Origin of the sequence: Mesorhizobium sp. M1365 (assembly GCF_040317865.1) — a bacterium.
In the GTDB taxonomy this organism is placed as follows: domain Bacteria; phylum Pseudomonadota; class Alphaproteobacteria; order Rhizobiales; family Rhizobiaceae; genus Mesorhizobium.
In genome coordinates this window covers 1-18685 of the sequence record NZ_JAMYLG010000006.1, presented here as the reverse complement: position 1 = coordinate 18685, position 18685 = coordinate 1, and the positions used below count along the sequence as shown (strand labels likewise).

Genomic DNA, 18685 nt, shown 5'->3' with positions numbered 1-18685 from the left:
TTGCTTGAAGACGGACACGATCACCACCACATTTGGTGGGACGAATAAATCGAAAGGATCTCAGCATGGCCACCGTCAAGGTCGACAAGAGCAATTTCCAGGCCGACGTGCTCAACGCCAAGGAGCCGGTCGTGGTCGATTTCTGGGCGGAATGGTGCGGCCCGTGCAAGATGATCGCCCCGGCGCTCGAGGACATCGCCATCGAACTCGGCAGCAAGATAAAGATCGCCAAGCTCAACATAGACGAGAATCCTGAGCTGGCCGCGCAGTTCGGCGTGCGCTCGATCCCGACGCTGATGATCTTCAAGGGCGGCGAAGTCGCCGACATGAAGGTCGGTGCTGCGCCGAAAACTGCATTGTCGCACTGGATCAACGGCAGCCTCGCCTGATCCGATCAAAATTTTGCAGAAAAGCCCGGCCTCGCGCCGGGCTTTCTTGTGGCGTCACCGATCCGCAGATCTGGCACTCGCCACTTGCAGTCTCATGCTCTTGTCTGGCTTAAAGCAGGAGAAGCGATATGACCGGATCCGCCAAGGCCACCGTCTTCATCGACAATGAGCGCGTCATCGTCACCGAATACCGCTTCGCCCCGGGCGACAACACCGGCTGGCACCGCCATGGCCACGACTATGTGATCGTGCCGTTGACCGACGGCAAGGTGAAGCTCCTGACCAAGGATGGCGAATCCTTTGCCGAGATGAAGAAGGGCGCCCCGTATTTCCGCAACGAGGGCGTCGAACATGACGTCATCAGTGCAAACGATGGCGAATTCGCCTTCATCGAGGTCGAGCTGAAGTAGTCCACCAACCATCGGCTGCGCCGCTACAATTGTCCCGGCGAGGCGCGATCACCAATCCGCGATACGATCGCCGCCGACGAATTGTGCGCTTTTTTCAGTGTATTCGAACAGTTCTATCCTCACGCCGTTGGGGTCGCGGATCCAAGCCTGGTAGGTGTCATCGCACGCGCGTTTCTTGGAAGTGACATCAACCCCCTTTGACCTCAGATGGGCGATCGCGGCGTCGATGTTTTCCACTTCGAGGCAGAAGTGGTTGATCTGGTTCAAGTCGCCATAGCTGGCGCCGTCTTTCTGGAACACCTCGACATGGCTACGGCTGCCGCAATTGAGGTAGAAGCCGAAAATCTTCCCGTCGCGCAGGAAATTGAACTGGGTGTCCATGCCGAGGACGTCCCGATAGAAGCTTCGCGTCATCTCCAGGTCATTCGCGAAAATGCAAACGTGTGCGAGCTGCTTTACCTTGATCATGATTGGCTCCTCGCGGTGGTCTGACAAGTGTGGCGTCACCGTGGCCCGGCTGAAGCACGCCTCAAACCGGCGGCGTGCCGTTTTCGGCCAACACCGCGCCGGCCAGGTAAAGTGACCCGCCGATCAGGATGCGCGGCGGCGGTCCGTCCCACGTGTCGCGCAGCAGCATCAGCGCATTGGCGACGGAACTGACCGGTTCGGCCGGCAGGCCGGCCTCGATGGCGCGGGTCGCCAGCTCGTCGTTCGGCACGCCCGCGTCGCTCAGGCTCACCGGCACGGTGTAGACATGCCGGACCAGCCCTTTGAAGGCGCGGAAATAGCCGCTCTGGTCCTTGGTGTTGATCATACCCGAGATCAGGAACAGCGGACGCGGGTTCTTTTCCTCCTGCTCGGCCAGCGCCTCAGCGACGACCACGCCAGCGCCGGGATTGTGGCCGCCGTCGAGCCAGATGTCGGCGCCCTTCGGCGCCAGTTCGCTCAGCCGTCCTTGCGGCAGCTTTTGCATGCGGCCCGGCCAGGCAACATTCGCCATCGCCTTCTCGGCAGCGCGGTGGCTGATCTCGAAGCCCGCCGCCTTGACCGCCGCGATCGCCGCCGCCGCATTGGCGAATTGATGGCGCCCCGGCAGGCGCGGCGGCGGCAGGTCCATCAATCCGTCTTCGTCCTGATAGACCATGCGCCCGTTTTCCTCATAGGCAAGGAAATCCTGGCCATAGACGAAGGCGGGGCAGTCGAGCCGCTCGGCGGTTTCGATGAGCACCTGCTGGGCCGTCTCACTTTCCTGCGCGCCGATGACGACCGGGCATCCGCGCTTGATGATGCCGGCCTTTTCGGCGGCGATCAGCTCGACGCGGTCGCCGAGATAGGCTTCGTGGTCGAGCGACACCGGCATGATCACCGACACGGCCGGCTCGGCGATGACATTGGTGGCGTCGAAGCGGCCGCCAAGGCCAACCTCGAGGATGACGGCATCGGCCGGATGTTCGGAAAACAGCAGGAAGGTGACGGCGGTGAGGATTTCGAAGACGGTTATCTTCTGGCCTTGATTGGCTCTGGCGACGCGGGCGATGGCTTCGGCGAAGACCTTGTCGTCCACCAGCCTGCCGCCGCCATCCGCGGCCAGCCGGTAGCGCTCGTGCCAGTTCACCAGATGTGGCGAGGTGTGGACGTGGACGCGGTAGCCGGCGGCTTCGAGCAGCGCCCGTGAAAAAGCAGCACAGGAGCCCTTGCCGTTGGTGCCGGCGATGTGGATGACCGGCGGCAGCTGGTCCTGCGGATTGCCGAGCCGCTCGAGCAGCCGCGAAATGCGGTCGAGCGAAAGGTCGAAGCCCTTCGGGTGAAGCGCCATCAGGCTTTCGATTTCGCGGTCGGCGGCAAGCGTGGTCATGAAGGAATCCTACGCGCGCGCACAACGGCACACAACAGCCGCTCGCGCCGCGTGATGTCGCGTCAGGCTTGTGGCCGGGCTTCGGCCGGTATCGCCACCGGCGGCAGGATTTCCGGCTCCCGCGGGTTTTGCTCTTCCGGCAGCTTGAGCAGCATTCTCAGCAGCCGTGCAACCGTCTGGCGCATCTCCAGCCGCGACACCACCATGTCGACCATGCCGTGTTCCATCAGATATTCGGCGCGCTGGAAGCCGTCAGGCAGCTTTTCGCGGATGGTCTGCTCTATGACGCGCGGGCCGGCAAAGCCGATCAGGGCGCCGGGCTCGGCAATATGCACGTCGCCCAGCATGGCATACGAGGCGGTGACGCCGCCGGTCGTCGGGTTGGTCAGGACGACGATGTAGGGCAGGCCGGCCTCCTTCAGCCTGTCGACGCCGACCGTGGTCCGTGGCAACTGCATCAGCGACAGGATGCCTTCCTGCATACGGGCGCCGCCGGAGGCCGCAAACAGGATCAGCGGCCGCTTGCGCTGCAAGGCGACCTCGAAACCATGCACGATGGCGTCACCTGCCGCCATGCCGAGCGAGCCGCCCATGAAGGCAAAATCCTGCACCGTCACCACCACCGGCACGCCCTCGACCGTGCCCAGCGCATTGATGATGGCGTCTTCCATGCCGGTCTTGGCCTTGGCATCCCTAAGCCGGTCTACGTAGCGCTTCTCGTCGCGAAACTTGAGCGGATCCTGAACGACCTTGGGGTTTTCCAGCGTCTCGTATTTGCCGTCGTCGAGGAAGAATTTCAGCCGTTCCTTGGCTGATATCTTCATATGGTGGCCGGAGGACGGGATGACGAACTGGTTCTGCTCCAGATCCTTATGGAACACCATTTCGCCGGTCTCGGGATCCTTGATCCACAGGTTTTCCGGCATGTCGGTGCGGCGGCCGAGCATCGAATTGATCTTCGGGCGGACGTAATTGGTGATCCAGTTCATCGCTTCGGCTCCTGTCCTTACGAAGAGTTAGACCATGATCCCGAAAAGTGGAAACCGGTTTTCGCTGGAGATCATGGCCAACCAGAAGATCAAGATTATTCGGCGGCAGCAAGGCGAGCCGCGCGAACCCCTTGCGAAAGCCCGCTGACCAGCGTGGCGACGGCCTCGGCCGGATCGGCGGTCTTTTCGCCCTTCGGCCCCAGCACGTTGGCGACTGCATTGACAATCGCGGTGCCGACAACGACGCCGTCGGCCGACGCGCCGATGGTGCGCGCCTGCTCTGCGGTCTTGACGCCGAAGCCGACACAGACCGGCAGGTCGGTATGGCTCTTGATGCGCTTGACCGCTGCCGCCACCTTGCCGGTGTCGGCCAGCGCCGAACCGGTGATGCCAGTCATCGAGACGTAGTAGACGAAACCCGACGTGTTCTGCAGCACCTTGGGCAGGCGCTTGTCGTCGGTGGTCGGCGTCGCCAGCCGGATGAAATTGATGCCGGCCTTGAGTGCCGGGATGCAAAGCTCCTCGTCCATCTCAGGCGGCAGGTCGACGACGATCAGCCCGTCTATGCCGCTGGCCAGCGCGTCGCTCAGGAAGCGCTCGACGCCGTGGATGTAGATCGGATTGTAATAGCCCATCAAGACGATCGGCGTTTCACTGTCGCCGGCGCGGAATTCCGAGGCCATCTTCAGCGTCTTGACCAAAGTCTGGCCGCCCTTCAGCGCCCGCAGGCCGGCCGCCTGGATCGCCGGGCCGTCGGCCATTGGATCGGAAAACGGCATGCCTAACTCGATGATGTCGCTGCCGGCGCCGGGCAGCGCCTTCATGATCGACAGGGACGTATCGTAGTCCGGATCGCCGCCCATGAAATAGGTGACGAGTGCCGGTCGCCCCTCGGCCTTCAGCTTTGCCATGCGGCGGTCGATACGGGTGGCCATGATCAGATCTCCATGCCCAGCATATTGGCCACCGTATGCACGTCCTTGTCGCCGCGGCCGGACAGGTTGACGATGACGATCTGGTCCTTGTCCATGTCAGGCACGATCTTCACCGCCTGTGCGATGGCATGGGCCGATTCCAGCGCCGGAATGATGCCCTCGACGCGTGTCGTCAGCTGAAACGCCTCCAGCGCCTCGTCGTCGAGGATCGGCACATAGTCGACGCGGCCGGAATCGCGCAGCCATGAGTGCTCCGGCCCAACGCCCGGATAGTCGAGCCCGGCCGAGATCGAGTGGCCGTCCATGATCTGGCCGTCGGCGTTCTGCAAGAGGTAGGTGCGGTTGCCATGCAGCACGCCGGGCGCGCCGGCACTCATCGAGGCGCAATGCTCGATGCCGTCGAGGCCGCGGCCGCCGGCTTCGACGCCGATGATGCGCACCTCACTGTCGTCAAGGAAGGGATGGAACAGGCCGATAGCGTTGGAACCGCCGCCGACACAAGCGATGATGGTGTCCGGCAGCCGGCCTTCCTGCTCGAGGATCTGGGCGCGCGCCTCGGTGCCGATCACCGACTGGAAGTCGCGCACCAGCTCTGGATAGGGGTGCGGGCCGGCGGCGGTGCCGATCAGGTAATAGGTATCCTCGACATTGGTCACCCAGTCACGCAGGGCCTCGTTCATGGCGTCCTTCAGCGTGCCGTGGCCGGCCGTTACCGGCCGCACCTCGGCGCCCAGAAGCTTCATGCGAAAGACGTTGGGGCTTTGCCGGGCGACGTCGGTTGCACCCATATAGACGATACAAGGAAGGCCGAAACGCGCCGCCACCGTAGCGGAAGCGACACCATGCTGGCCGGCGCCGGTCTCTGCGATGATCCGCGTCTTGCCCATGCGCTTGGCGAGCAGGATCTGGCCGAGGCAGTTGTTGATCTTGTGCGAGCCGGTGTGGTTCAGGTCCTCGCGCTTGAAATAGACCTTTGCGCCGCCCCCGAGGCCCTTCGCCGAGGACACCTCACGAAGATGCCTGGTCAGGCCTTCGGCGAAATAGAGCTTCGACGGCCGCCCGGCGTAATGCGTCGAGAGATCGGTCAGTTCGGCCTTGAAATCCGGGTCGTTCTTGACCTCGTTCCAGTGCCGCTCCAGCTCGAGGATCAGCGGCATCAGCGTTTCGGCAACGAAACGACCGCCAAAAATGCCGAACATGCCCTGCTCGTCGGGGCCGGTGCGGAAGGAATTCGGTATCGCCGGCTTGTCCATCGCCGATCTCCTGGTCTGTGGTTTGAAGCGTGGTCAGGCGGCGCGGTTGTCGCGTGCTGCCCCGACGGCGCGGAAAAATTGTTCGATCAGCGCCGGTTCCTTGACGCCCGGCGCGCTCTCCACGCCCGAGGAAACATCTATTCCGGGCGGGTTCGCCAGCCGAAAGGCGTCGCCGATATTGCCGGCATTGAGCCCTCCGGAAAGCATGTAATCGACGCCGGCGTCAAGGCCAGCCAGAATGCGCCAGTCGAAGGCAAGACCGTTGCCGCCCGGCAATTCCGAACCCTTAGGCGGCTTGGCATCGAACAGGAAGCGGTCGGCAATGCCGATGAAGGGCTTGACTCGCCCGAGATCGGCGGCCCCGCTGACCGGCAGTGCCTTCATCACCGGCAAGCCGTAGCGGGCCTTCACCTCGGCCACCCGCTCGGGAGACTCGGCGCCGTGAAGCTGCAGCATATCGGGCTGCATCTTTTCGACGATGTCATCCAGGAACGCATCGCTGGCGTCGACCGTCACGGCAACCGCCTTGGCCTTGCCGCGCGCCGCTTCGCGCAGGCGGCCGGCTTCCGCCGGCTCGACATAGCGCGGGCTTTTGGCAAAGAAAATGAAGCCGACATGGCTGGCGCCGCCGGCCAATGCCGCAGCCAGTGCCTTGTCGGTCTTCAACCCGCATATCTTGATGTCCAGCGCCATGGCGCGGGATTGGCACGAAACGGCCAAAGAGTCGAGAAAAAGCGTCCTGTTTGCCGCCAGCGCGGAACGCGCTACCTTGCTAAGTAAGAGCGCAACGCGCTGCCTTGCTAATATAAGAGCGCAACGCTACTTGCTCAGGCACAGAGGCGGGAGAACAAAGATCATGCCGGAAAAGACCGTCGCGGAACTCAGGCAAAAGCTGGCGCAGGCCCATGAGGTCATCGCTCATTTGATGGACAAGGCAGCCTTCAATGGCGCCGAGGCGCACCGGGCGCTGGCTTATTTCAGCAACGAGACCTTCGAGAAGGATTTCCTGCCCTGGCCGCGCCATGTCGATGAGGGGTTGCGGCCGGAGGAGTTGAACGCGGCCAATGACGATTGATCGGCAGTGCAGAATCTATTGAGGCCGGCGCGAAGGATCGCTACAGTTTCCATTTCGTGCCCCTACAAGCATCCTACTCGAACGCGATCGCCTGCAGCGCGCCGCCATTGCGCTTGAGCCAATCCTTGCAGCGCTCGGTATCCGGGCAAAGCTGCTCGCATAGTTTCCAGAATTTCGGGCCGTGGTTCATCTCCTTGAGATGCGCCACCTCATGCGCGACGAGGTAGTTTATCACCGGCCGCGGCGCCATCATGATGCGCCAGGAAAACGACAGATTGCCATCCGACGTGCACGATCCCCAGCGGCTCGACGTATCCTTGAAGCGGATCGCCTTGGCGCGCTTGCCGACCGCCGCACTGTGTTTGGTCACCAGCGCTTCGATCTCGCGCTTGGCTTCGCGCTTCAGGAAATCGGCGATGCGGCGCGGCAGATGCACGCGTTCGCCATGCACGATCATCAGCGGCCCGCGATCGTCGCGCGACAGCGTGACGGTTCCGCGTTTCGACGGTTCATGGACGATGCGATGCGGCACGCCGCGCACCGGTACCTTGATGCCGGGCCGCACTTGCGGCCGGTTGGGTACCTTGGCCAGCCTTTGCTCCAGCCAGTCCTGATGGCGGTCGAGGAATTTTTCCACCTCGCCGCGGCGCAGCCCCGGCGGCACGGTGATGCGCAGACCACGGCCGCCGGAATCGATGCGCAGCGTCAGGCGCCGCGCCCGGTCGTTCTCGACGATCTTGAGCGGCAGCGTGCGGCCGGCAACGCAATGCTCGCGCTCCACGACGGGCGTGGGCTTGGGTTTCGTCGGGGTGCGGAAGAAGCCGAAGGACATTCCGGGACGATACGTGATTCGAGGGAAACGACTAGAACAAAAAAGAAACGGCGCCGCTAACGCGACGCCGTTGGATTATCTATCTGGGCACGGGACCTTACTCGTCGAGCAGGCCTGGCGTGGAGTTGCCGCCGCGTTTGTTGTTCGTCGTCGAGCCAGTTGACCCACCCGTCGTGGGCGACGTCGACTTGTTGCGGTTGGCCATGAAGCGATCGAACTCTTCCTGGTCCTTGGCGCGGCGCAATTCGCGGGCATATTCATCGAACTCGCTCAGCATCTCGTCGAGCTTGCGGCGTTCCTCGGCAAGCCGCTCGAGTTCCTTTTCGCGCCAGTCGTCGAAAGCGACGTTGCCGGTGCGTGCGGAGCCATGGCCCCAGCGCGCGGCCCTGTCGGAACCGCGGCGGCAACCGGCGAAGATGCCGTCGGTGGCGCGGTTGACGTCGCGCTTGAAGCCCTCGAGCCGGTCGCCCCAGATGATGTAGGCGAGCATGGCGAAGCCGAGCGGCCAGAACACCATGAACCCGATTACCATCAACGCGATGGTTGCCGGCGTCCAGGCCGGACGGATCAATGCAGATGTGTTCATTTTCTCCCAATCCTTCAGTTGGAGACAGCCAAATCCGGCTGCGTGGAATCGAAATGGGATGAAGAAAACGGCGATTCAAGACAGCAACCGCCAAAACCGGACAAGCGGCTGAAATGATTATCGCTTTTTGAGCATTTCAAGGAAAAGCACGACCAATCCGGCGATCAGGCCCCAGAACGCCGCACCGACGCCGAACAGCGTCAGCCCCGATGCGGTGACGGCGAAGGTGACGGTGGCGGCCATTCGCTCGTCCTCGTCTTTCAAGGCGATCGACAGTGCATTGGCGAGCGGCGCCATCAGCGCCAGGCCGGCGACCAGCGCGATCAGGCTCTGCGGCAATACCGCGAAGATCGCCACCAGCGAGGCGCCGAACAGGGCAAAGACGAGATAGGCCAACGCATAGAACGGCCCGGTCTTCCAGCGCTCGGCCGGATCGGGATGCACGTCGGGCCCGGTGCAGATCGCCGCCGAGATTGCCGCCAGATTGGTGGTCGAGGCGCCGAACGGCGCCGTCAGCAGCGAAAACAGGCCGGTGACGCCGATCAGCGGCCCGGGTTCGGGATGATAGCCGGCTGCCCTCAGCACGGCGAGGCCGGACAGGTTCTGCGAGGCCATGGTGACGAGGTAGAGCGGCAAGGCGAGGCCGATGATCGCAGTGGCGGTGAACTGCGGCGTCACCAGCGTCAAGCTCGAGAGTTCCGGTGCCGGCAGACCGCCGACCCGGCCGGTGAGGAAGGCGGCGAGACCGCCGCCGATCAGTACCAGCAGCACCGACAGGGCCGGGTTGAACAGGCGGATGACGAAGAACGCCGCAACCAGCGGCAGGATCAGCCAGGGATCGACGGGAACGGTTTTCACCGCATTGATGGCGAAGGTGACGACGATGCCGGCCAGCATTCCGGACGCGACGGACGCCGGTATTCTGGCGATCAGCTTGGTCAAGGGCCCGAACAGGCCTGTGGTGATCAGCAGGACCGCGGTGACGACGAAGGCACCAACCGCCTCACCCATCGAAAAGCCGGTCGACGCGGCGATCAGCGCCAAGCCTGGCGTCGACCAGGCGGTGATGACCGGCATTTTCGTACGCCAGGACAGCCACAGGCTCTCGATCGCCATCGCCAGGCAAAGCGCCGTCACCCAGCTTGCGGTCTCGACCTGCGTTGCGCCGACCGCCTTGGCGGCGGCAATGACGATGGCCAGCGTACCGCCGAAGCCGACGATCGCCGCCACGAAGGCGGACACCGGAATGGAAATGCGCATGTCTCTATCCCGCCTGCCGCACCATAGCGTCCACCGCCCGCACCAGCATGTCGAGATCCTGCGGCCGCGACAGGCGGTGGTCGCCGTCCGGAATGAGCGACAGCGTGACGTCGTCGGCCGGCAGCAGGCTGACCAGCTTCAGCGCATGGCTCGACGGCACGTCGGGATCGGCCAGCCCTTGCAGGATGTGGACCGGACAGTGCGTGTCGATCGGCCCGGTCATCACCCGGTTGTTGCGGCCGTCCTCGATCAGTGCGCGCGTGTAGATGTACGGTTCGGCGGAATAGTCCGACGGCTCCTCGAAAAAGCCCTTTTTCCTGAGGTTGCGCTTCTGCGCCCCGGTCAGCACCGGCTCCACCAGTTCGAATGTGAAATCGGGCGCCGGGGCCAGCAGCACAAGGCCGGCGACGCTGTTCTCGCCCGCCTTGCGCAATTCCTGCACCATGCGCAGCGCGATCCACGCGCCCATCGACGAGCCGACCAGGATTTGCCTGCCCTGGGTGAAACGGCGGTAAACGGCCAGGCTCTCGCCCAGCCATTTCGAGATGGTGCCGTCGGCAAAGGCGCCACCCGATTCGCCGTGGCCGGAATAATCGTGGCGGAGAAAGGCGCGGCCTTCTTTGCGCGTCCATTCCGACAGTGTTTCGGCCTTGGTGCCCAGCATGTCGGATTTGTAGCCGCCAAGCCAGACGATACCGGGCTCGGCACCTGCCGCATGCCTGACGGCGATGCTCGTCCCGTCGACGTCCAGGAAGATCGGGGTGGTGCTCATGGTGTATTCCCTCACGCCGGTCTTTTGGCACAGCAAGGCATTCAACGAAAAGTGCTCCGCCACTTTCTTCGCTTGGTGCAGAGGAGCATTCCATCGAGCAGGTGATTTCCTGAGAATGCTGTGCTATTGACTCCGACCGCGCGCTCACCACATTGCGCGTTCGCAATTCTGAACTGAAGAACCCCTTAACGAAACGGCTCAAGGAGACCACGACCATTCGCAGACCTTTCAAAGCAGCGGCGCCCACCAAGGAAGGCCCGCGCTCCAACCGTGACATCCGGGTTCCCCGGGTCCAGCTAATCGACGCCGAAGGCCAGAACCGCGGCGATGTCTCCATCAACGACGCATTGCTGCTCGCCGAAGAGGCTGGGCTCGATCTGGTCGAGATATCGCCCAATGCAGTGCCGCCCGTCGTAAAGATCCTCGATCTCGGCAAGCTGAAATACGCCAACCAGAAGAAGGCGGCCGAGGCGCGCAAGAACCAGAAGGTCATCGAGATCAAGGAGATCAAGATGCGCCCGAACATCGACAGCCACGACTACGAGACCAAGATGAAGGCCGTCCGGCGCTTTTTCGAGGAAGGCGACAAGGTCAAGCTGACATTGCGCTTCCGCGGTCGCGAGATGGCGCATATGGAACTCGGCATGCAGCTTCTGAACAAGGTTCGCGAGGAAGTGGCGCCCATCGCCAAGGTCGAAGCCGAACCGAAGCTCGAAGGCCGCCAGATGATGATGGTGCTGGCGCCCCGCTAAAGCGCGTTGCGCTTTAGTTCTGTTTGTGCATGTCGTTGTCGCAAAACCGCAGCGCACTTTTGGGCGACGTGCATTAAATCCGCCTGAATCATGTTGCAAGGCGTCCCGGCGATCGGCGGGGCGCCTGTTTCTTGGCCAGACGCTGCGATCGCCGGCGAGAGCAAAGACGCTCTGGTTCCCTCGACGATCGGATTCCCGACATGGTCAATGACGTCAAGCATTCGGAAGCCAAATATGGGCTGGGCAGCTACCAGCACACGCGCAGGATGGTGCTTGCCGTCGTCGTCGTCGTCCTTTTCGCGATGCTTTTGTTCGGGCAGTCGGTTTTTCCGCCCGATACGCCTGTGCATGAAACGATCGAAATGGTCGGCGTCCTGCTGATCTTTCTCGGCGTTGTCGGACGCTTGTGGTCGACGCTCTATATTGGTGGACGCAAATCCTCCGAAGTGGTGACCGGCGGACCCTATTCGATCACCCGCAACCCGCTCTATGTCTTCTCTACTTTAGCTGCCGCCGGTGTCGGCGCACAGATCGGCTCCATCACCGCCACGATCGGCTTTGGAGCGCTCTGCGCGGGTGCATTTTACATCGTTATCCTGCGCGAGGAGAAATTCCTCAGGCAGGTTCTTGGCGCGCCATACCAGGCCTACCTGTTGAAAGTGCCGCGCTTCTTCCCGAAACTGTCGCTGTATCAGGAAGGCGACACCGGCGGCTTCAAGCCGCGCCTGCTACGAACCACGCTGCTCGACGGTCTGGTCTTCCTGGTTGCCTTGCCGGCTTTCGAACTGATCGACGGCGCCCAGCAGTCCGGCATATTGCCGGTGCTGTTCCGTTTCCCCTGAGTACGGTGTTGCTGAGTACAGTGTTGCTGGGCACGGGGTGTTGCGCGCGCCCCCGCTTTGACGTATAGGACCGCCGTTCCCAAAAAACCGCCCGGCAGGGCATGCCGTGGCGGTTTCATTTGCTTTTCGGGCTTTGGTCGGCCTGAAGCGAACAAACAAGCGCATTGGTGCGCATATAAACGGAGTAGCAAAATGCCCAAGATGAAGACCAAATCGGCCGCCAAGAAGCGGTTCAAGATCACAGGTACGGGTAAAGTTCTGTCGGCTGCAGCCGGCAAGCGTCACGGCATGATCAAGCGGTCCAACAAGTTCATTCGAAATGCCCGCGGCACGATGGTTCTGGCTGAACCGGATGGCAAGAAGGTCATCAAGAATTTTCTGCCGAACGGCCTCTGAGCCTTCGGTCTGGACAGCGTTAAGGAGATCATGACATGGCACGCGTAAAGAGAGGCGTCACCTCGCACGCCAAGCACAAGAAGGTCCTGAAAGCCGCCAAGGGTTTTTACGGCCGTCGCAAGAACACCATCCGCATCGCCAAGCAGGCGGTGGAAAAGTCGCTGCAGTACGCCTATCGCGACCGCAAGAACCGCAAGCGCTCGTTCCGCGCGCTGTGGATCCAGCGCATCAATGCGGCGACGCATGAGCATGGCCTGACCTATGGCCGTTTCATCGACGGTCTCAACAAGGCCGGGATCGAGATCGATCGCAAGATCCTGTCGGACATGGCCATCCACGAGCCGCAGGCCTTCGCCGCACTCGTGGCCAAGGCCAAAGTCGCGCTCGAATACCTGAAGAATACCACGCCGAATGCTTTTGAAAGCGCTGTCGCTTAAGACCAGCGCTTCCCAAGCTATTCGATACTTGATTTGGGAAACCCGCGCTGGCAGGGCTGGCGCGGGTTTTTCTTTGCTTCCAATCGGATCTGGAACATGAGTGACATGGAAACTCTCGAAAATTCCCTGATGGCCGAGATCGCCTCGGCCGCCGACGAGCAGGCGATCGAGGCGGTGCGTGTCTCTGCCCTTGGCAAGAAGGGCTCGGTTTCCGAGATGCTGAAGACACTCGGCTCGATGAGCGCCGAGGAGCGACAGGTCAAAGGCCCGGCAATCAACGGCCTCAAGAACCGCGTCACCGAGGCACTTTCGGCGCGCCGCGCCGAGCTGAAAGATGTGGCGATCACGGCACGGCTTGCCGCCGAGAAGGTCGACGTCAGCTTGCCGGTCAGGCAATCGCCGGCCGAGCGCGGCCGCATCCATCCGATCAGCCAGGTTATCGACGAGATCGCGGCGATTTTCGGCGATCTCGGCTTTGCCATCGCCGAAGGTCCGGACATCGAGACCGACTATTACAATTTTACCTCGCTGAACTTCCCGGAAGGCCATCCGGCGCGCGAGATGCACGACACGTTCTTCTTCCAGCCGGACGAGCAGGGGGAGCGCAAGCTTTTGCGCACCCACACCTCGCCGGTGCAGATCCGCACCATGGAGATGCAGAAGCCGCCGATCCGCATCGTCATCCCCGGCAAGACCTACCGGCAGGATTCCGATGCCACCCACTCACCGATGTTCCATCAGGTCGAGGGGCTGGTGATCGACAAATCAGCCAACGTCGCCAACATGAAATGGGTGCTGGAGGAGTTCTGCAAAGCCTTCTTCGAGGTGCCGAGCGTCAAGATGCGCTTCCGGCCGTCTTTCTTCCCGTTTACCGAGCCCAGCCTCGAGGTCGACATCCAGTGCGACCGTTCGCGGCCCGGCGAGGTGCGCTTCGGCGAGGGCTCGGACTGGATGGAGATCCTCGGCTGCGGCATGGTCCACCCCAATGTGCTCCGTTACGGTGGGCTCGATCCCGACGAATACCAGGGCTTCGCCTGGGGCATGGGCATCGACCGTATCGCCATGCTGAAATACGGCATGCCGGATCTGCGCGCCTTCTTCGACGCCGATGTGCGCTGGCTGTCGCATTACGGTTTTAGGCCGCTCGACATGCCGACGCTGTTCGGGGGCTTGAGCGCGTGACGACCGGGCCGCAGCAAATCCGCGGGCAGCTCGCCTTCCTGCACATGTCCGACGCGCGGCCGCATAGCTTCAAGTGCAACGTGCCCAGACCAGACGGAACACAGTCATGAAACTCACCCTCTCCTGGCTCAAGGATCATCTCGAGACAGACGCCTCGCTGGCGGAAATCGTCGAGCGTCTCACCTCGATCGGCCTCGAGGTCGAGCATGTCGACGACCGGGCGAGCCTGGCTCCCTTCGTCATCGCCAAGGTGGTGACGGCGGTCCAGCATCCCGACGCCGACCGACTTCGCGTGCTGACCGTCGACACCGGCGACGGCAAGCCGCCGGTGCAGGTCGTGTGTGGAGCGCCGAACGCCCGCGCGGGCCTGGTCGGCGCCTTTGCAGCACCGGGCACCTATATTCCCGGCATCGACGTGACGCTGACCGTCGGCAAGATCCGCGGCGTTGAAAGCCATGGCATGATGTGCTCCGAGCGCGAGCTCGAATTGTCCGAGGAGCATGACGGCATCATCGACCTTCCGGCCGATGCGCCGGTCGGTACCAGCTTCGCCGCCTATGCCCATCTCGACGACCCGCTGATCGAGATCAATCTGACGCCGAACCGGCCGGATGCGACCAGTGTCCATGGCATCGCCCGCGATCTGGCGGCGAGCGGGCTCGGCACGCTGAAGAGCGCCCCGATAGAGCCGATCCCCGGCAAGGGCGAGACGCCGGTCAAGGTGACGATCGAAGCGCCGGAGCTCTGTCCCGGCTTTGCGCTGCGCCTGGTGCGCGGCGTCAAGAACGGATCGTCGCCGAAATGGCTGCAGCAAAGGCTTCTCGCCATCGGCTTGAGGCCGATCAGCGCGCTCGTCGATATCACCAATTACGTCACCTTCGACCGCGGCCGGCCGCTGCATGTCTTCGACGCTGCGAAGGTCACCGGCAATCTCGCCGTGCGCCGGGCGCGTGATGGCGAAAAGGTGCTGTCGCTCGACGGCCGCGAATACACGCTGACGCCGGAGATGTGCGTGATCGCCGACCAGGACGGCATCGAATCGATTGCCGGCATCATGGGCGGCGAGCATTCCGGCTGCGACGAGAACACCACCGACGTGCTGATCGAGTCGGCGCTTTGGGACCCGATCACCACCGCCCGCACCGGCCGCACGCTCGGCATCATCACCGACGCACGCTACCGCTTCGAGCGTGGCGTCGACCCGGAAATGATGATTCCCGGTGTGGAGCTGGCGACGAAGCTGGTGCTCGATTTCTGCGGCGGTACGCCAGCGCAAACCGAAGTCGTCGGCTATGCCGGCCATCAGCCGAAGATCGTCTCGTTCCCATTGTCGGAAGTGAAGCGGCTGACCGGCATCGAAGTGCCGCGCTCGACAAGCCTCGACATTCTTGCCCGCCTCGGCTTCAGGCCGGAGGGCACGGGCGATGTCGTCAATGTGGCGGTCCCGTCCTGGCGGCCGGATGTCGACGGCAAGGCCGACCTGGTCGAGGAGGTCATGCGCATCCACGGCGTCGACAACATCGCGCCGCAGCCGCTCGGTTCGCACGATGCGGTCAACGCCAGGATCCTGACTGTGCTGCAGATCCGCACCCGCGCCGCCAAGCGGGCACTTGCCGTGCGCGGCATGATGGAGGCCGTCACCTGGTCGTTCATTCCGGCAAAACACGCCGAATTGTTCGGCGGCGGCCAGCAGGCGCTGAAGCTTGCCAACCCGATCGCCACCGATATGTCGGACATGCGGCCGTCGCTGCTGCCGGGGCTGATCGCGGCAGCGCAACGCAATGCCGACAGGGGCATCGGCGATGTCGCGCTGTTCGAAGTGTCGGGCACCTATGAGGGCGACGGCGCCGACCAGCAGCGGCGTGTTGCCGCCGGCGTGCGGCGCGGCACCGCCAGGCTCGAGGGCTCCGGCCGCCATTGGGCCGGCAATGCCGGCGCCGTCGGCGTCTTCGATGCCAAGGCCGACGCGATCGCAGCACTCGAAGCCTGCGGCGCGCCGGTCGAGCGGCTGCAGATCGAGGCCAGCGGCCCGGCCTGGTATCACCCCGGCCGCTCCGGCACGATCAAGCTCGGGCCGAAGGTAATCCTTGGCACGTTTGGCGAGTTCCACCCGAAGACGCTGGAGAGGCTTGACATCTCCGGCCCGCTTTGCGGCTTCGAAGTGTTCATCGATGCGGTGCCTGAGCCGAAGACCAAGCCGACGCGGACAAAGCCGAGACTGGATCTGTCCGCCTTCCAGGCAGTCAAGCGCGATTTCGCCTTCGTCGTCGACAAGGCGGTCGAAGCCGGCACACTCGTTCGCGCCGCCCTTGCCGCCGACCGGAAGCTGATTTCCGGCGTCTCGGTGTTCGATGTTTTCGAGGGTGCAGCGCTCGGCGCGGCGAAAAAATCGATCGCCATTGAAGTGTCGATCCAGCCGGTCGAAAAGACGCTGACCGATGAGGATTTCGAGGCGCTGGCCAAGCGCATCGTCGAGAATGTCGGCAAGCAGACCGGCGGCGTGCTGCGGATGTAAGGGGATGCTCTGATGGACCACAAGCTCTCCATCAACTGGCTGGCAACGCATATCGGGACGATCGACGGGTTCTTGGATGACCAGGAATGCGCCGATCTGATCGCTGACAGTGAACGGCGCGGTTTCGAGGCGGCCAAGGTGAACAGCTCCGGCGGCGCCACCGTCCTGAAGGAGCTTCGCAATAACGACCGGGTTGTCTTCGATGACGAGGACCTTGCGGATTTGCTCTTCGCACGGGCGCGGCCTCTGCTCTATCGTGGTCTCGGCGACTGGCGCTTGACCGGGCTGAATGAGCGTTTCCGTTTCTATCGCTATGGGCCGGGCCAGAAGTTCGATTGGCACCATGACGGCTATTTCGAGCGCCACGCCTTGGAGCGCAGTCAGTTCACGTTCATGATTTATCTTTCAGATGGATTTGAAGGGGGAGGAACCTCGTTTCGCGGCGAGATGCCGGGCTATGCCGGTAGCAGTCTTCTGGTGAAGCCGAAGAAAGGAATGGCACTGGCGTTCTACCATCCGATCGAGCATCGCGGCGACGAGGTGCTGTCGGGGCGCAAGTACGTCATCCGAACGGACGTGATGTACAAGCGCCAATGAAACGCTGTCCGTTCTGCCGCTGAGCTAAATGCAACTGACCCCGCTGGAAGTGTTTTTCGTCAAGGAGAGTTCTGCCGTTCCGCCGGCGTTTCTCCTGACATGATGCGTGCGCTGAAAGTCAAAGAACGCAGCCGCGATCCTGTAGGATTCATGACCAGAGTCACTCCCTCATCGGTTCCCCCGGAATTGCGCTTTGAGAGTCGAGTGTTCAGTTCGCTTCGGGTAGCGTGCGTTGGACCTGACCAGCTTCTTTGCGGCATGGTGCTGTTCTTCGATGGGATTGAAGGAAAGCTAGATGCGATCGAAGGCTTTGTGTATGGCGAAGAATGGCCGTCAATCGAGGAGCCAGTCTTCTGGTCCGAGACCGACCGAACAATGAGCCTTGGACGGGAGGGAAACTAGCCTGCAGAAATGGGCGTCACGACGCCCTTTCCGATAATTGCACAACGCATGGCGCGTTGATGATCTAGAGGGGTTGCCGGCAGGTGACGAATCGCCGTCCAAAGGGCGATGGACCATTTGCGCTATTCAGGGCTGTCTTTCGAGAAACAGCGTGCAGCCTTTCTCGATATCGTCTCGGCCGATCCGCTGATTGCCGAGACGCTGTCGCGGGTACGGGTGCTGGGCCTGCCGGACTGGCTGGTCGTGTCCGGCGCGCTTTACAACAGCGTCTGGAATCATCTGACCGGAAAGCCCTCGGGGTACGGCATCCGGGATGTCGACCTGTTCTATTTCGATGAGAGCGATCTGTCCTATGAAGCCGAGGACAGTGTGATCGCCCGCGCCGCGCCGGTCTTTGCCGATCTGCCCCTACCGGTCGAGATTCGCAACCAGGCGCGGGTGCATCTATGGTATCCGTCCAAGTTCGGACGGTCCTGTCCATGTTATTCCAGTTCCAGCGACTCGGTTCGCTTCTTCGCCTCGAAGACCCATGCGGTCGGTGTCCGCTTCGATACGGACGGGCGACTTGATCTCGTTGCGCCGTTTGGCCTGGATGACATCTTCTCGTTTCGCATCACGCCGAACCGGGTACTGGACAGTCGCCAGACGCACGAGGCAAAGGGCGCGCGTGCCAGGGAGAACTGGCCGGAGATCAGTGTCATGCCTTGGTAGGAAATGTCGGCGCGAGGCACCCCCCTCTGCCCTGCCGGGCATCTCCCCCTCAAGGGGGGAGATCGGATGTCGCCTCGGCTTTCGCCAATCACCGGCGCCGGAAGGGCGGGCAGGGCGCGGGAACTGCCAATCTCCCCCCTGTTTGGACCGGAGACATCGCGAACAGGTGTGCGAGGACATCGCGAACAGTGCTCCATGCTATCTCTCGACGAGGTTGAGGTCGATGGTTTGGATTTTCTGATGGCGGAAGAAGACGTTGAAGACGCCGTCGTTGTCGGTCGCACGGAAGGCGACGGCGCGCCCGGCGAAGGCATTGCAGATCTTGAAGTGGCGGCCGAACAGCGAGGTCGCGCCCTTCTGCTGGATCTTGCGGATATGGTCGCCGGGCGCATAGTCGAAGGGCTGCTGGGTCTCCCTGAAGTCGCGCGGGGAAGACCGGTAGCGGTCGAGCGGCACGGCGCCGTCGATCGCCTCGTGCGGGCGCTCTGCATTGTA

The 18685-nt window shown here is 62.7% G+C and carries 22 protein-coding genes and 1 pseudogene; 12 read left to right on the top strand and 11 right to left on the bottom strand.

What is annotated here, in order from left to right; all coding sequences use genetic code 11:
* Nucleotides 1–65: 65 nt before the first annotated feature.
* Both trxA and NKH04_RS09445 read left to right on the top strand, forming a co-directional pair.
* Nucleotides 66–389: a thioredoxin gene (trxA, locus tag NKH04_RS09450; protein ID WP_023677558.1), complete on the top strand. Its 324-nt coding sequence runs from the start codon at nucleotides 66–68 to the stop codon at nucleotides 387–389.
* Nucleotides 390–517: 128 nt separating this feature from the next.
* Nucleotides 518–799, top strand: a complete 282-nt coding sequence (locus tag NKH04_RS09445) for a cupin domain-containing protein (RefSeq protein WP_023718287.1) — start codon at nucleotides 518–520, stop codon at nucleotides 797–799.
* Nucleotides 800–847: 48 nt separating this feature from the next.
* Here the strand turns inward: NKH04_RS09445 and NKH04_RS09440 are convergent, their stop codons facing one another.
* The 6 genes from NKH04_RS09440 to NKH04_RS09415 form a co-directional block, all read right to left on the bottom strand.
* A complete protein-coding gene (locus NKH04_RS09440) occupies nucleotides 848–1267 on the bottom strand; it encodes a VOC family protein (RefSeq protein ID WP_352472566.1) in 420 nt (139 codons plus the stop codon).
* 61 nt (nucleotides 1268–1328) lie between these two features.
* On the bottom strand, nucleotides 1329–2654 hold the full coding sequence (locus tag NKH04_RS09435; protein ID WP_353044259.1) for a bifunctional folylpolyglutamate synthase/dihydrofolate synthase: 1326 nt from the start codon (nucleotides 2652–2654) through the stop codon (nucleotides 1329–1331).
* Nucleotides 2655–2716: 62 nt separating this feature from the next.
* A complete protein-coding gene (gene accD / locus NKH04_RS09430; protein ID WP_352451644.1) occupies nucleotides 2717–3643 on the bottom strand; it encodes an acetyl-CoA carboxylase, carboxyltransferase subunit beta in 927 nt (308 codons plus the stop codon).
* Nucleotides 3644–3738: 95 nt separating this feature from the next.
* A complete protein-coding gene (gene trpA / locus NKH04_RS09425; protein WP_352451643.1) occupies nucleotides 3739–4578 on the bottom strand; it encodes a tryptophan synthase subunit alpha in 840 nt (279 codons plus the stop codon).
* A gap of 2 nt (nucleotides 4579–4580) precedes the next feature.
* Nucleotides 4581–5831, bottom strand: coding sequence for a tryptophan synthase subunit beta (trpB, locus tag NKH04_RS09420; RefSeq protein WP_352813956.1), 1251 nt, complete (start codon nucleotides 5829–5831; stop codon nucleotides 4581–4583).
* A gap of 33 nt (nucleotides 5832–5864) precedes the next feature.
* Complete coding sequence (locus tag NKH04_RS09415) at nucleotides 5865–6524, bottom strand: phosphoribosylanthranilate isomerase (RefSeq protein WP_353044258.1); 660 nt, start codon at nucleotides 6522–6524, stop codon at nucleotides 5865–5867.
* 163 nt (nucleotides 6525–6687) lie between these two features.
* Here NKH04_RS09415 and NKH04_RS09410 point away from each other — a divergent pair, with 163 nt between their 5' ends.
* Complete coding sequence (locus NKH04_RS09410) at nucleotides 6688–6906, top strand: hypothetical protein (protein ID WP_254815955.1); 219 nt, start codon at nucleotides 6688–6690, stop codon at nucleotides 6904–6906.
* Between the two features lie 73 nt (nucleotides 6907–6979).
* Here the strand turns inward: NKH04_RS09410 and NKH04_RS09405 are convergent, their stop codons facing one another.
* The 4 genes from NKH04_RS09405 to NKH04_RS09390 form a co-directional block, all read right to left on the bottom strand.
* A complete protein-coding gene (locus tag NKH04_RS09405) occupies nucleotides 6980–7738 on the bottom strand; it encodes a M48 family metallopeptidase (RefSeq protein ID WP_352454795.1) in 759 nt (252 codons plus the stop codon).
* A gap of 97 nt (nucleotides 7739–7835) precedes the next feature.
* On the bottom strand, nucleotides 7836–8324 hold the full coding sequence (locus NKH04_RS09400; RefSeq protein ID WP_352616779.1) for a DUF2852 domain-containing protein: 489 nt from the start codon (nucleotides 8322–8324) through the stop codon (nucleotides 7836–7838).
* 117 nt (nucleotides 8325–8441) lie between these two features.
* Nucleotides 8442–9584 carry a benzoate/H(+) symporter BenE family transporter gene (locus tag NKH04_RS09395; protein ID WP_353044257.1) on the bottom strand — a complete coding sequence of 381 codons (1143 nt, stop codon included), beginning with the start codon at nucleotides 9582–9584 and terminating at the stop codon, nucleotides 8442–8444.
* A gap of 4 nt (nucleotides 9585–9588) precedes the next feature.
* The gene (locus NKH04_RS09390; RefSeq protein WP_352454792.1) at nucleotides 9589–10356 is read right to left on the bottom strand and encodes an alpha/beta hydrolase; all 768 of its coding nucleotides are present in this window, start codon (nucleotides 10354–10356) and stop codon (nucleotides 9589–9591) included.
* Nucleotides 10357–10571: 215 nt separating this feature from the next.
* On the opposite strand from NKH04_RS09390, the gene infC reads away from it, so the two are divergent.
* The 9 genes from infC to NKH04_RS09345 all read left to right on the top strand — a co-directional run bounded on the left by infC (nucleotide 10572) and on the right by NKH04_RS09345 (nucleotide 18190).
* The gene (gene infC, locus NKH04_RS09385; RefSeq protein ID WP_023677573.1) at nucleotides 10572–11108 is read left to right on the top strand and encodes a translation initiation factor IF-3; all 537 of its coding nucleotides are present in this window, start codon (nucleotides 10572–10574) and stop codon (nucleotides 11106–11108) included.
* A 200-nt stretch (nucleotides 11109–11308) separates the two neighbouring features.
* Nucleotides 11309–11950: a methyltransferase family protein gene (locus NKH04_RS09380; RefSeq protein WP_352451636.1), complete on the top strand. Its 642-nt coding sequence runs from the start codon at nucleotides 11309–11311 to the stop codon at nucleotides 11948–11950.
* A 192-nt stretch (nucleotides 11951–12142) separates the two neighbouring features.
* The gene (gene rpmI, locus NKH04_RS09375; RefSeq protein ID WP_006201248.1) at nucleotides 12143–12346 is read left to right on the top strand and encodes a 50S ribosomal protein L35; all 204 of its coding nucleotides are present in this window, start codon (nucleotides 12143–12145) and stop codon (nucleotides 12344–12346) included.
* 35 nt (nucleotides 12347–12381) lie between these two features.
* Nucleotides 12382–12783, top strand: coding sequence for a 50S ribosomal protein L20 (rplT, locus tag NKH04_RS09370; protein ID WP_006201247.1), 402 nt, complete (start codon nucleotides 12382–12384; stop codon nucleotides 12781–12783).
* Nucleotides 12784–12879: 96 nt separating this feature from the next.
* The gene (pheS, locus tag NKH04_RS09365) at nucleotides 12880–13965 is read left to right on the top strand and encodes a phenylalanine--tRNA ligase subunit alpha (protein WP_352451635.1); all 1086 of its coding nucleotides are present in this window, start codon (nucleotides 12880–12882) and stop codon (nucleotides 13963–13965) included.
* Between the two features lie 106 nt (nucleotides 13966–14071).
* Nucleotides 14072–16480 (top strand): phenylalanine--tRNA ligase subunit beta, encoded by a 2409-nt coding sequence (pheT, locus tag NKH04_RS09360; RefSeq protein ID WP_353044256.1) that lies wholly within the window; start codon nucleotides 14072–14074, stop codon nucleotides 16478–16480.
* A 12-nt stretch (nucleotides 16481–16492) separates the two neighbouring features.
* Complete coding sequence (locus NKH04_RS09355; protein ID WP_352501133.1) at nucleotides 16493–17077, top strand: prolyl hydroxylase family protein; 585 nt, start codon at nucleotides 16493–16495, stop codon at nucleotides 17075–17077.
* A gap of 99 nt (nucleotides 17078–17176) precedes the next feature.
* Nucleotides 17177–17479 (top strand): hypothetical protein, encoded by a 303-nt coding sequence (locus NKH04_RS09350; protein WP_352616765.1) that lies wholly within the window; start codon nucleotides 17177–17179, stop codon nucleotides 17477–17479.
* A 108-nt stretch (nucleotides 17480–17587) separates the two neighbouring features.
* Nucleotides 17588–18190 (top strand): nucleotidyltransferase family protein, encoded by a 603-nt coding sequence (locus NKH04_RS09345; protein ID WP_353044255.1) that lies wholly within the window; start codon nucleotides 17588–17590, stop codon nucleotides 18188–18190.
* 198 nt (nucleotides 18191–18388) lie between these two features.
* Here the strand turns inward: NKH04_RS09345 and NKH04_RS09340 are convergent.
* Nucleotides 18389–18685, bottom strand: a pseudogene (locus tag NKH04_RS09340) (IS481 family transposase); the annotation flags it as partial.